Raw genomic sequence first — 12,782 nt, 5'->3', positions numbered from 1 at the left:
CCCTCAGCCTGCCTAAATTTTTATATCAAGCCCCTTTTTCCCTGTATGAAACCCCCGGATCGTCGCCGGAAGAGGATTCCGAAAGCGGGCCTAGGGCGAAAAAAGCCTTAAGTCACCGTCTGATAAAAAAGAATTCTATTCCTGTTCTTTTTGCCGGTAATCTCTTAATTTATTGGCAGTTCGGTGTTTTCTTTCATGTATCCCTCCGACCGGCAGAGCAACGCTGTCTGTCAACCTTCGCCATACTCAACCCTGCTTATGAAATCATCTTTATCCCGCACACCTTTTCTGGTTCTTCGTTATCCCTCCCTCCCCCTTTCCACGTTCCGGCACATCTGGTCCGAAGGTCCCGAAGACGAACGGCTGGCCCATCTGGTGGCGCTGATCGGCGACCATCCGGCGCTTCAGGAGGCCCTGTTTGTCGCGTCGCCCGAGCTTTACGCCGCCTGGGAACAGGCCCGGGTCACGCCGCCCGAAGGCCGGTCGGTCCGCAAACTGTACCTGACGCTGCTGAAATACCTCATCCGGGCCACCACCCGCGCAACGCCCTACGGCCTGTTTGCCGGATGCGCCACCCTCACGGCCTCGCAGATTGCCAGCCGTCCGGAACAGGCACACGCCCTGGTCGAGTCGCCGCGGCAATCGGCCGCGTACCGCCGGTTCGACAACAGTTTTCTGGCCCGGCTGGCCTACGAACTGGTCTGCCTGCCGGAACTAAGGCCGTTTTTTCGCTACCGACCCAATTCGAGCCTGTACCGGTCCGGGACGTCGTGGCGCTATCTGGAATTCGATTACGGCGAAGGCGAGCGGACGTACCGGCTGGTCAGGCTCGACGATTCCGGGCCGCTTCGCCAGCTCCTCGACGCCAGTCAGCCCGGCCTTTCCTACGATGAACTGCTGCTTTTTCACGAAGAACACGAGGTTCCGGCGGAAGACTTCCGGGAGTTTGTCGAAGAACTCATCAGCAGCCAGGTGCTGCTGCCGGATATTTTTCCCAACATCACGGGCGAGGAATATCCCCGTCTGCTGTTTGACGCCCTCCGTCGGATTGCGGCGCAGGTGCCTTGCCCGGAACTGGCCGGACGGCTCGGGCATCTGCTCGCCGCCCAGGACCAGCTCACCCGGATCAACCGGGGCGAGACCGCTTCCCTTCCAGCTTACCGGGCCATTTTCGACGCCCTGGACGCCGCCGGATTTCCTTACCAGACCGGCCAGCTTTTCCACGCCGACCTTGTCCACCAACCCCGGCAGCTGACTTGGTGCCCGACGCTTTCGGGGCAGTTGCAGGAGGCCATCCGGCTTCTGGGCCGGTTGTCGCAGACCGAAAGCCCCGCGCTTACCCGTTTCGCGGCCCGGTTTCGGGAGCGGTACGAAAACCAGAGTGTGCCCCTGGCCCAGGCGCTTGACCCTGAAAACGGCATTCCGTTTCTCCTGCCCGACACCGGACGCCCGGAGACGCCCGGCGCGGGGCCGCCCGCGATGGCTTTTCGCATGAAACTGTACCGGCGGGCCCTGCGGGACAAGGACAGCATCGTCCGGCTGGAAGAGCACCGCGACGATCTGCCGTCGGCCGACCGTCTGCCCGGGCTTTCGTACGGGGCGCTGGTCCGGCTGGTGAGCGAGGGCGGCGTTCCGGGTCTGCTGCTTCAGGGCGTGAGCGGCCCCTCGGCGGCGAATCTGCTGGCCCGGTTTACGCTCGCCGACCCGCGGCTGCACCAGGAACTGTCGCGGCTGGTCGAGGAAGAACAGCGCCTGTACGGCGACCGGGTGCTGGCCGACCTGTCGCACCTGCCTTACGACCGGGCGGGCAACGTGGTGATGCGCCGGACGACCCGCCCCTACGAATTTCCGTACGGCGTTCATACCCTGCGTCCGGCCGAGCAGATCATCAGCCTGGATGAACTGGTGCTGCAGCACCGGCAGGGACGGCTGCAGCTCTGGTCTACGCGGCTGGACCGGGAAGTGATTCCGCTGCTGAATTCTTCGCTTAACTTTTCCCGGGACGAATGTCTGCCGCTGTTTCAGTTTCTGGGTCATTTCCAGTACACCGCCACCCAGACCGAGACCGCCCGCTGGGACTGGGGTTTTCTGAGCGGCGAGCCCTTTCTGCCCCGTATTCAGTACAAAAATATAGTGCTTAGTCCGGCCTGCTGGAATCTGCCCACGGCTCCGCTTCAGCAACGGATCAAAGCGGGCCTGCGTCTGGACGACCTGCGCCGGGAGCATCACCTGCCCCGCTACGTCTCGCTGGCCGAAGGCGATAACCTGCTGACGCTGGACCTGACGCACGAGGCCAGTCTGGAACTGCTTCTGGAGCATTGCCGCCACGGCGAGCTGGTCTGCCTGCAGGAGGCGCTCTTCGACGAAAATAACGCGTGGGTGGTCGATGCGCAGGGAAATCCGTACGCCGCCGAGATGGTCATTCCGTTTGTGCAGGAGGCCCCGGTGACGGGACCGCCCGCGGCGGCAACGGTCAATCGACCCGCCATCCGGAGGCAGAGCGGCAAGTTTTTTCCGGGCAGCGAATGGGCTTATTTCAAAATTTACGCCGGGCAGTCCTTCTGCGACGATCTGTTGCGGGAGTATCTGGCTCCCCTCTGCGAAAAGTGGGTGGAGAAAGGGCGGGCCTCGGCCTGGTTCTTCGTGCGGTACCTCGACCCGGACCACCACATCCGGCTGCGGGTGAAACTGACCACGCCGCGCGAACTGGGCCCGCTGATCCGCGCGCTGCACAGGCGGCTGGCGGTGACGATGGAAGCCGGGCTCATCAGCCGGGTCTGCCTCGACACCTACGTTCCGGAAGAAGAACGCTACGGGCATCAGCTCATGGAACAGGCCGAACAGCTTTTTTACGCCAACAGCCGGTTTGTGATTCGCCTCCTGAAACTGGCCGGAAAGAGCGGCTGGACGGACGGTGAACTCCTCAAACAGGTAGGCGCCCTCCGGCTGGTGGACGGCTGGCTGACCCTGGCGCGGCTGAGTACGGACGATAAGCTCCGGCTGGTGCAGGCGGTTTCCGATACGCTGCTGGCGGAGTTGGGCAAAGCTGAACAGGAGGCGGTCCGGAGTTTGATTTCCCTGCAGTACCGCGAACACAAACTGCTGTTTCAAAAAGCATTACATCCGGCAGACGGGATCGAACCGGCGGGGAGCGGGTCGCTGGACAGGCTGTGTGAAGATTTCTTCGCGCAGGTCCGTCGGCTGCCGCTGGTTTCGGAAGGACCTCCCCTCACGTCGGTAGAACTGGGGCTGCTCAGCAGCCATATCCACATGTTCATCAACCGATTGTTCGCCCAGCACCAGCGCGTCGAGGAGTTGCGTTTTTACGATTTTTACCGGCGCTGTCTACAGGCCGGTGCCGCCCGGCAGAAACCGGCCCGGCAGTCTTCAGAGTAGAAAAAGGCGTTTCCAGTCGTCGCGGCAACTGCCCTCTGCGGTGCGCAGGCAGAGCAGGATGCCGGGGTATCCGGTCAGGAAACTGGCCGGAACCGGGGGCGTGGTGAGCGACGGCTCGGCCAGCATCCGGCTCACGTGCCGCAGCCAGCGGGCCTGGGCCTGTCCGTAACGGACATTGCCGCTGGCCTGGCCGAGCGCCCCGTAGAGCATGGCCGTTCCGGCAGCGCCGTTCAGAAACCACGGCTTTTCGATGAGGGTCGATTCGACGTCGTCGCGCAGCAGGGAAAACGTCCCGACGCAGTCGGCCAGCTTCCGGAAGGCCGGTTCCCCAAAGTAGCGGGCCGCCCGGTACAGGAGCAGGGCCACGCCGAGGTCGCCTTCGGCCCAGGAAAGTGCGTTGCTTACTTCGTGTTCCTGCGTTCGCAGATCGACGCGGTTCGGAAAAAAGGAGTATTGGCTGTCGGGCAGGTCAACGGCCTGGGTGAACCGGACCACAAACCGGACGAGCGCCAGCAGTTGTTCCCGCTGCGGGTCCGTCAGCGCGCGGTCGTCCGCCGCCCGGAGCAGGGTCAGCAGCAGGCCGATCAGTCCCGGCTGCATCGTCAGATCGACCGGCCCGGCATAGCGGGCGTCGAGCAGCGGGGTCAACTGGTTGCCGAAGGCGAGCCGGACCGCTTCGGCCAACAGAGCCGGGACGGGTTCGACCGGTTGCCGGGAAGCCCGTTCGAGGAGGTAGTTCAGGTACAGCGCACTGCCGTCGAGCAGGCCCGTGGTGCTCAGCTGAAGCGCGTCCCGGCCAGCCCGGACGATGGCTTCGTCGAGTTGCCCGAGGCGACCGATCAGGTCCGCATCCGCAAACGAAAGCGCCGGATGATGCAACACCCAGCTAAGGCAGACCCGTTGCCAGGCGGCCAGGCGGAGCAGGTGTTCGTCGGGCAGGTGGCGCAGGCGGGTCGAAAACCGTTCGGCCAGGGTCCCGGCCTCTTCTCCGGCACACATGAGTTCAAACAGCATCAGCTCCGGGAAGCTGCTGCCGTCTGAACCCTGGCCCGTCAGGTTGTGCAGAAAAGCCTGAATGTGGGATACCGTGTGCATGCCGAAGGGAGGGAATTAAAAAAGCGTGGAGATGACCGTGACGCTGATCATGTTGCGGTGCTCGGCGCGAAGGGCCCGGCTGAGCTGGTTGTCGCGGCCGAATTGAGAGACAGTGGCGCGGTTGAGGCGGATAGAAGCGGTCTGAGAGGCGATGGTCTTTTTCATGGTCAGGATAAGAAAAGGTTGAGGATTTGATTAACTTGTAATTGTCCTTGTTGTGCTTTGTTGATTCAAAAGTGCACGCAAATTCAAAATGGGCCTAAAAAACTATACGGGCAGGTATTTTCGCTATATGAAGACCCGTTTCCACCCCTTAATACCAGACAGGCCGTTCGGTGCCGGGCGGCGGGCCGATGCCGAACATTTTGCCCCAAGCGTATGACCAGTACCTACGTCACGACCCCCACGAAAGACCGGGCAGCACTGGCACCCGGGGATACGTTGCCCCTGCAACGCCCGCTCAACCATATTCTGTTCTGGCATTTTTACATCCTGATCGCCTACCTCGCCCTGTGGTTTGGCCCGTCGAAGCCGTTGTTTGCCGACGTGTACGCCCACCAGGTGCTGGGCATTTCGCTGATCTACGTCGAGGCGCTGTTTGTGCTGCCCACCTGGTACCGCAAAGGCCGGTACATTCAGCTGCTGCTGGCCCACGTGGCCGTGCTGGTGGTGTACAGCCTGCTGCGGTTTCTGCTCAACGAAGGACTGGCCGCCCTGACTTCCGAGCGGGTCTTTTCGGAAGCCAAACTGGGCAACGTCTGGCTCATCGGGCTGTATGTCTGGGTGCTGTTTACGACACTCGGCGTCGGCTATTATTACGCCCTGGACTCCATCGCCAAGAAAGACGAACTGCTCCGGCTGCAGCGGCTCACGTTTGAGATTGAACTGGAAGCCATCCGGACCAAAACCCTCAGCCAGGCCCTCGAACGCGACAAGGCCCGGGCCGAACTGGCGCATCTGCGGGCGCAGATCAACCCGCATTTTCTGTTCAACACGCTGAATTTTCTGTACGCCAAAGCCCGGCAGTCGTCGCGCGAACTGGCGGAGGCCATCATGATTCTGTCGGAGATGATGCAGTACACCGTCAGCCATTCGGATGCCGACGACCAGGTGCCGGTTTCGGGCGAGCTGCATTACCTCCGGAATTACCTTCAACTCCAGAAAATCCGGTTTGAAGATACGGTCAGCATCGCGCTGCAGATCGAGGACAGGGCGACAAGTGCCCAGCAGATTATTCCGCTCGTGCTGATTACGTTCGTCGAAAATGCGTTCAAATACGGCGACCTGCACGAACCGACCCAGCCGCTCACGGTCGAGGTGGAGAACACGGACGAACGGCTCTTTTTCCGGTGTTTCAACAAAATCCGGAGAAACGGGCTGCCCGAACGGTCGAGCGGCATCGGACTGGCCAACGTCCGGCAGCGGCTCAGCGCCCAGTATGCGCCCGGCCGGTACCGCCTCGACCTGCACCAGACCGAACAGACATTCGAAGTGATTTTTACGCTATTCCACGCCTGATATGCTCAACTGCCTTGTCCTTGACGATGAACCTCACTGCGTGCGGCTGCTGGAGGATTACATTGCCGAAACGCCGTTTCTCAACCTCGTGCTGGCCACCACCGACGCCGTCGAGGCGCTCACTTTCCTGAAGCGGGAGGAAGTCGATGTCCTTTTTCTCGACGTCAACATGCCGACCCTGACGGGCTTTCAGTTTCTGAACGTGGCCAGCCCCGCCTGCCACGTCATCATCACGACCGCCTACACCCAGCACGCCGTCGAGAGTTACAACTACGACGTTTCGGATTACCTGGTGAAGCCGATTTCCTACGAGCGGTTTCTGAAATCCGTCACCAAGGTGCTCAACAAAGTGGCGGAGGCGGCCCAGGGTCCGGCGGAGCAGGCCGCGTCGGATTTTATTTTTGTCAAAACAGAGCACAAGGGGAAGTTTCAGAAGATCAATCTTGAGGACATCCGGTACATCGAAGGGCTGCTGAATTACGTTTCGATCTACACCCGGCAGAGCGACAAGCCGGTCATTACGTACGTGGGAATCGGAGAGATGGAAGCCAAGCTGCCAAAGCATTTATTTGTCCGGGTGCACCGCTCCTACATCGTCTCGATCAGCGACATTGAGGCCATCGACGGAAACGAAGTCATTCTGAAACGCCCGCCCCGCATTCCCACGGGCGAAAAGTACAAGGAAGCGCTGCTGAAAGACTTCTCCAGCGCCATGATCGTTACGCCTAAAAAGAAAAAAAGTTAGGGAGCGAGGGGACAAGAGAGAAGAGATAAGAGGGGGAGAGAAAAGAAACAAGAGATAAGAGAAAAAGAGAGAGAGAAAAGGGTACTGGCTTTGAAGCCGGAAAAGTTGCTTGTCCCTTGTCTATTCTCTCTTGTCACTATTCTCTCGTCGCTTGTCTCTTGTCTATCCTCTCTTGTTTCTTTTCTCTTTTCTCTATCCTCAATTTGCCTCCGCCACGACTTTGACGTTTCGGAACATGAACGTGTTGTCGCTGACGCGCAGGGGCTTGCCGCTGGCGGTGGTCACTTTCCGGAGAACCACTTCGCGGGTGGTGACATACGGGAATTTCTCGCGGAAGGAATCGTCCGTCAACTGGGGATTCATGTTGGCGAAAATGGCCGGTCCCCCGTAATTCGCTGGGTGGCTGGAGTCGTCGATATGGAGATTTTCGATCAGAATCCGCTCCGGCATGTAGCAGATGTACCCGAAATCGTGCTGACCAGAATTGGACCCACCGATCAGCGAAGCGCTGGCGGGCCGGCCGCCCGACGGCACGAAAACGCAGTTGCGGATGATAAAGTCCCCCTGCCAGGTGCTGCCGTAATCGGAGCGCAGATTGACCAGATTACCGCCCCGGATGGTACTGTTCTCGACGGTTAACGTCCCGCTGCCGATGGCGTTGATGCCCATGTGGCCCAGGGTCGAGTTGCGGATGGTGGCGTTGGCCACGCCCATGTGGGCATCGAACCGCGAAAAGACGCACCCGTCGTACAGCATGTTCTTACAGTAGTTGGAGCCCAGAATTCCCCAGTACGTGCGGTCGTTGATGTCGTTGGTCTGTCGGCAGTTGATGAAGGACACGTTCAGGGCGCGGTTGGCCGAGAGGTCGTAGGTGCCCATCGAAACGGGTTTTCCGGCCGCGCCGATGGTCGAGTAGGTTTTGTGGCCGGTCAGAACGGCGTTCCGGACGGTGACGTAGCCGCAGTCGCGGATGTTGAGGAAGCCGCCGTAGGGTGCGCCGTGGTCGCCTTCGCCCGTGATGCGGTGTTCGAGCCCGTCCACCACGACATTGGAGCGTTTGATGGCGATGTTCCGGTTGTAATACGTGTACTTCGATTCGGCCCGGTTGGCAATCGTGGTAAACCGTCCCCCGGTGATCGTCAGCGGCTTTTCGTCGATGGGAAGGGCGCTGATGTCGGTGATCTGGTCGAAGTCCCAGATGATCGGCGCGCCCCGGTCCACCCTGCCGTTTTTATCCACCAGAAAAATGTCGGTCTGCGCGGCTCCGTTGTTCTGGTTCAGCCCAAAGCGGATGTAGTGCTTCACGGCGGCATTGGTGACCGTGACCAGACAGGGCCCGGGCAGAGAAACGTCGATTTTTTCCTGATTCCTTTTCAGGGACGTGATTCCTTTCAACGGAAACGGCTGCAGCCCCGAGCTGACCATGAAAACGGAGGCATTCCGGTTCTGCACCTCGGTATCGTCGATGATAAAGGCCGCCGTTCCGAAGTCGGTATTGGTCCGGATGACGGCCGTACGCTCTTTTCCGCCAATGTAGTAGGTGGCCCCGCCGTCCGCTTTGACGGGCAGTCCCTGCTGATTGGCGAACGCATGGGTTCCGGCGATCGCGTCGATGTCGTCGGTTTTGCCGTCGCCCCGGGCCCCAAAGTCGCCGTAGCGGACCCATCCCCGTTTTTTGAAGGTGCGGGCATCCTGAGGGGAGACATTCACCTGGAGTTCCCCATTTTCGAGGGCCTGAATCCCTGTTTTCTGATTCAGGGAAGTGATGACCACCTTCTCCATCTGGCCTTCCGTCTGCCCGAGGGCCACCACGGCTCTGGACACGAGGAGGACCCACAGAAGCAGGCCGGTCAATAGGGGTTGTCGTCGGGATGCGGAGAAACGTTCGGGCGACCTGTTCATCGGGCGTATGTTTGAGCGAAGCTTAAGATTCATCTGTCTAAAGAAGCCTTCGCCCCAATTCTATCCAAAACCCGCAGGTTCTTCTCCTCTTCCGAATCGGCCGGCCCGGTTTTCGCTGCCCGGCCCACCCTCCGACGGATGGCCGAGGCCGCCGGCAAGTCAAGGGGCGGCGTTGTAAGACAAGGCCCAAAATGGCCGCTTCACCTCCTTCGTTTGCTGCTTCATGAAGTACGCGACATCGCCGGGCCGGACGGCGCTTCACCTTTGCTGCTGTAAACAACAGCAGTACCACACCATGAACAAGTTATATGCCCTCCTCTTCAGCGCTGCCCTGCTTGGCTCGCTGGTTTCGTGCAAGAAAGAGGTCGATGAGGTCACGCCCGGACAACCTGGGACCGGGCAGCCCATCCCGACCGAACCGACCGGGGCCGTTACGCCCGTCGCCGCGCCCCGGGGCGACCTCCTTACGGCAACCATTGGTCCGGCGGGAGGCATCATCGAGTCGGCCGATAAACGCCTGCGGGTGACTGTACCGGCAGGGGCGCTCTCTACGACGCAGACCCTTTCCGTCCAGCCGCTGAGCCAGAACCACTGCCCGCTGGGGACGGGGCAGGCTTTCCGGCTGCTGCCCCACGGCCTGACGTTCGCCAAACCCGCCACCCTGACGATGCAGTACGATCCGCAGGACATCAACGGCTCGGCCCCGCAACTCCTGCGCATCGCTTACCAGACCGACCAAGGCCACTGGCAGTCGCCCGGAACAAAAAGTATCGACACGACGGCCCGAACGGTGACCGTCCAGACGACGCACTTCAGCGACTGGGCGCTTTTTCAGACCATGGAAATCAGTCCGGATCACGCCTTTCTCAATCCCGGCGAGGAAGTCGAGCTGAAGGCGCTGGTCATTCCGGTAAAAGATTATGGCGACGAGTTGCTGGTTCCGATTCCTTACCCGGCTCCGGCCAGATACATTAAAGGCTGGGCTCTGCGCGGAGAAGGCATCCTGGTCAGTTCCGGCAATCAGGCGGCTTACTATGCACCTAAGAAGATTCCGGCCCTTAATCCGGAAGCGGTCACGGTCTATCTGAACCAGTCGGTTACGGTCGGCGGACAGGAATTCAAAGACCTGCGGCTGGTGGCTAACCTCTTCGTGGCACCGGAGGGCATTTCCTTTCAGGTGAGTAAGGATGAGTGGAAAACCTTTCCGGGAGGAGCCAATATAAACGCCGCGTGGAATTTGGTGGCGGGCGCCATCGGCAGCGAGCACGTGCAGCTTGGCTGGAAGGGAGCCCCAACCGGTACGTTTGCCTGGACAGAAGGCACCAGCGTATCGTTTCTGTACGTCAACGGCCTGTTTCATCGCTCGCACATGTACTTCAAGGAAGTCAGCGGCGGAGCCCTGCGGGTCAATAACGAACACCCGGACTGGGTGACCGGCACGTTCACGCTGACGCGGGCGGGCTGGATCGACGCTTCCTCGGCTCCCCCACCCCACGGCACCACGACGATCACCGGCGTTTTCCGCGTCAAGCGCCTGTAAAGGCATTTCAGACCTAGTAAATCCATAAACAACAAATCACTTACAACTATGAACTATTCATTGCCCCACACCATCGAAAATCATCTGGGTGAACGACTCATTTTTCAGCGCATCGAGCACGGACCGGACGGCGACCGGCTGATTGCCGAGGCTTTTGTCCAGCCCGGCAGCGGGCCGCCCATGCACACCCACTGGCTGCAGGACGAAGGCTTTACGGTGCTGGAAGGACGAATGGGCTATCAGGTAGCCGGACAAAGGGAGCAGTACGCCGGGCCGGGTGAGTCGGTGGTGTTCCCGCGGGGCGTTGCCCACCGGTTCTGGAACGCCGGTTCGGAGGTGCTGCACTGTGAAGGCTGGCTCACGCCCCCCAACCACTTTGTGTTTTACCTGAGCAGCGTTTACGCGGCCCAGAACAAGTCCGGCAAAGCCCAGCCCGAGTTCTTCGACGCGGCTTACCTGCTGACCCGGTACGCGAGCGAATACGAGATGAACGAAATTCCCGCTTTAATCCGGAAAGTGATCATGCCCCTGACGTACCGGCTGGGCAGGCTGCTAAACCGGTACGGGCACTTCAAAGACGCCCCGGAACCCATCTTCGCGTCCGGAGCGAAGGTCGTCAGACGGGCCGCCGCGGAGGTTTAACGGGCCTCTACCGATAAACCCGAGCGGGGTGAAACGGTACGGCGGAGGTCAGGGACATTGCAGCAGTTCGCCAAGGACCCGGATGGTTTGCGGGTGCGTCAGGATGGTTTCGTGCGTCACTTGGGGCAAAATCACCATCCGATCCTTCGCCCGCAGAAAGTCCACCAGCCCGTAAGCGGTGCTATGCCTGTTCGGGGTGCTGAGGACCACCACCGTACTCGGCGCGGTCTGCACGTCTTCTTCGGTAGAAAAGACGAAGCCGGTTACGGAAGGCAGGGGAAAGTACAGCAGGTCGGTTACCCGGTCGCTGAAATCCCCGCCCGCCGAAGCCGGGTCGATCAGGATGGTCATTTTAGGCCGGTTTTGAGACGCCAGATACGCCGCAATCCGTCCGCCCAGGGAGTAGCCGCACAGCACGATCTGCTCCTCGCGGTACCGACGCCGGAGCGAATCGTAGATGGTCTGGGCGTCCGTTTTGAAATTTTGCAGGCTGATGGCGCCCCGACTTTTGCCATGCTGGCGGTAGTCGGTTATCAGCACATCGTACCCAAACTGAAGAAAGGTCGGGGCCATCGCTCCCCAGTTGGCCAAAGTGCCGCCATTGCCTTTCCAGAAACAAACGACCCCTTTTGCCCGGGGCGCTTTAAACAGCAGGGCATTGAGCAAACCGCCCCCCGCTGCCGGGAAATTGTGCTCCTCGACGGGCTGGGCAAACTGAAACCGGTAGGACGCAGGCAGCGCGACGGAGCGATACCGCCGCGTTTGCTCGTCCCGGTGCGTATACAGAAACCCGTAGGCGGCGATGTACCCGATTAGGGCGACGGCCCCAACTGTAGCCGCCCGTCGGGTCAGCCCGTTTGCAAAAGACATCCGCAAGACATTGGTAAGGCCGAAAGGTAGGCATCCGGCCGCAAACCAGCGCCTTAAAAAAAGTTAATAAAAGGAGCGTCAGGTCGTCAGGGTGATGCTCACCCCCCTGCGCAGGGTGTTATGGATTTCCGCCACCCGGTCGGTATGCTGCAGCAGGTCCTCAATTTCTTCTGCGGAGGCGCTGGAAGACACCCGGGCGTGGTATTGGAAATCGGAACCGGGCTCTCCTTCTGCGCCAAAATCGGCCGTCACCAGCACTTCCACTTCCTCAAGGGTCAGGCTGCGTTTGGCCGCCTCCCGGTAGAGGTCATTGCAGTAGCAGGTCGCCAGCGCCAGCAGTAGCAGCTCGCCGCCGTTGAAGGCCGAGCCGTACCCGGACGCTTTTGACGGAAGCTGGAGGGTTTTCACGTCTTCGTTGGTTTGCAGCTGAATCTGGTGCTGCTGAAAGCGATTGGTCAGTGTGGCCTTGATTTTCATGGATTTCGGGTCGGCTGGTGATCGGCAGGAACTTTAGCGGGATTGTGCAGGCAGGAACTACCGGAGCGCCGGAACGGGGACACCGGGCTTTATGTCAACGTTATGATAGGTGATGACCTTCCAGTTGCCGGCCTGTTTCTGAAAAACCTGAAGCAGGCGGGTATGAAGGCGCCCCTGGGCATCGACATGCATGCCCGGCGGCAGGTTGTTCTGGGAAAGTCCCGATACGCGGGTAAGCGTTTCGACGAGGGCGACATCCGGGCTCAGAAAACGGAAGGAGGCCAGTTCCTGCTGCAGGACGGTCTTGTGAAACATGCCCTTGAAAATCTCTTTATGCCGGTCGAGGAAGGGCCTGTGCCCGGTAAAGAACATGCCCCTGATGTTGGTAAACGTCCCGTTCTCCGCGAAGTGTTTCGAATACGTATCCGCGTCGCCGCTGTTCCAGGAAGTTGCTTCTTCCTGAAGAATGGCGGCAATGGCCGTCGAATCGGCGGGACTTTGTGCTTTCAGCTTCGCCGCCCAAAGCAGGAACATTCCGGTAAGCAGCATCAGACGTTTCATGTCAACGAGGTTTCGTGAGTGTTCGAATTTGCCTGC

General features: G+C 60.2%; 11 protein-coding genes. 5 read left to right on the top strand and 6 right to left on the bottom strand.

The annotated features are described in order from the left end of the window. Window positions 1-258 precede the first annotated feature (258 nt). Window positions 259-3,396: a lantibiotic dehydratase gene (locus ORG26_RS19405; protein ID WP_266364728.1), complete on the top strand. Its 3,138-nt coding sequence runs from the start codon at window positions 259-261 to the stop codon at window positions 3,394-3,396. Here the strand turns inward: ORG26_RS19405 and ORG26_RS19400 are convergent. Both ORG26_RS19400 and ORG26_RS19395 read right to left on the bottom strand, forming a co-directional pair. Then, a complete protein-coding gene (locus ORG26_RS19400; protein WP_266364726.1) occupies window positions 3,388-4,491 on the bottom strand; it encodes a glycoside hydrolase family protein in 1,104 nt (367 codons plus the stop codon). The two genes, ORG26_RS19405 and ORG26_RS19400, sit on opposite strands and share 9 nt — an antisense overlap. Window positions 4,492-4,506: 15 nt before the next feature. After that, window positions 4,507-4,656: a hypothetical protein gene (locus ORG26_RS19395; protein WP_266364725.1), complete on the bottom strand. Its 150-nt coding sequence runs from the start codon at window positions 4,654-4,656 to the stop codon at window positions 4,507-4,509. Window positions 4,657-4,869: 213 nt separating this feature from the next. Between ORG26_RS19395 and ORG26_RS19390 the strand changes: the two genes are divergently transcribed. Next, on the top strand, window positions 4,870-6,009 hold the full coding sequence (locus ORG26_RS19390; protein WP_266364723.1) for a sensor histidine kinase: 1,140 nt from the start codon (window positions 4,870-4,872) through the stop codon (window positions 6,007-6,009). Between the two features lies 1 nt (window position 6,010). After that, window positions 6,011-6,754, top strand: coding sequence for a LytR/AlgR family response regulator transcription factor (locus tag ORG26_RS19385; RefSeq protein WP_266364721.1), 744 nt, complete (start codon window positions 6,011-6,013; stop codon window positions 6,752-6,754). A 198-nt stretch (window positions 6,755-6,952) separates the two neighbouring features. Here the strand turns inward: ORG26_RS19385 and ORG26_RS19380 are convergent, their stop codons facing one another. Next, entirely contained in the window at window positions 6,953-8,656 is a 1,704-nt protein-coding gene (locus tag ORG26_RS19380; protein ID WP_323134295.1) for a hypothetical protein, read from the bottom strand. Between the two features lie 223 nt (window positions 8,657-8,879). Here ORG26_RS19380 and ORG26_RS19375 point away from each other — a divergent pair, with 223 nt between their 5' ends. Both ORG26_RS19375 and ORG26_RS19370 read left to right on the top strand, forming a co-directional pair. Continuing rightward, window positions 8,880-10,196, top strand: coding sequence for a hypothetical protein (locus ORG26_RS19375; RefSeq protein WP_266364720.1), 1,317 nt, complete (start codon window positions 8,880-8,882; stop codon window positions 10,194-10,196). Between the two features lie 48 nt (window positions 10,197-10,244). After that, complete coding sequence (locus ORG26_RS19370; protein ID WP_266364718.1) at window positions 10,245-10,838, top strand: cupin domain-containing protein; 594 nt, start codon at window positions 10,245-10,247, stop codon at window positions 10,836-10,838. Window positions 10,839-10,886: 48 nt separating this feature from the next. Here ORG26_RS19370 and ORG26_RS19365 read toward each other — a convergent pair whose 3' ends face one another. The 3 genes from ORG26_RS19365 to ORG26_RS19355 form a co-directional block, all read right to left on the bottom strand. Continuing rightward, complete coding sequence (locus ORG26_RS19365; protein WP_266364716.1) at window positions 10,887-11,708, bottom strand: alpha/beta hydrolase; 822 nt, start codon at window positions 11,706-11,708, stop codon at window positions 10,887-10,889. 78 nt (window positions 11,709-11,786) lie between these two features. Further along, window positions 11,787-12,185, bottom strand: coding sequence for an OsmC family protein (locus ORG26_RS19360; RefSeq protein WP_266364714.1), 399 nt, complete (start codon window positions 12,183-12,185; stop codon window positions 11,787-11,789). 57 nt (window positions 12,186-12,242) lie between these two features. Further along, window positions 12,243-12,746, bottom strand: coding sequence for an SgcJ/EcaC family oxidoreductase (locus ORG26_RS19355; RefSeq protein ID WP_266364712.1), 504 nt, complete (start codon window positions 12,744-12,746; stop codon window positions 12,243-12,245). Window positions 12,747-12,782: the final 36 nt, after the last annotated feature.

This window comes from Tellurirhabdus rosea, assembly GCF_026278345.1.
Classification (GTDB): Bacteria; Bacteroidota; Bacteroidia; order Cytophagales; family Spirosomataceae; genus Tellurirhabdus; species Tellurirhabdus rosea.
Note: the sequence above shows the minus strand (reverse complement) of the source record. Positions and strands in the feature narration are given on the sequence as shown.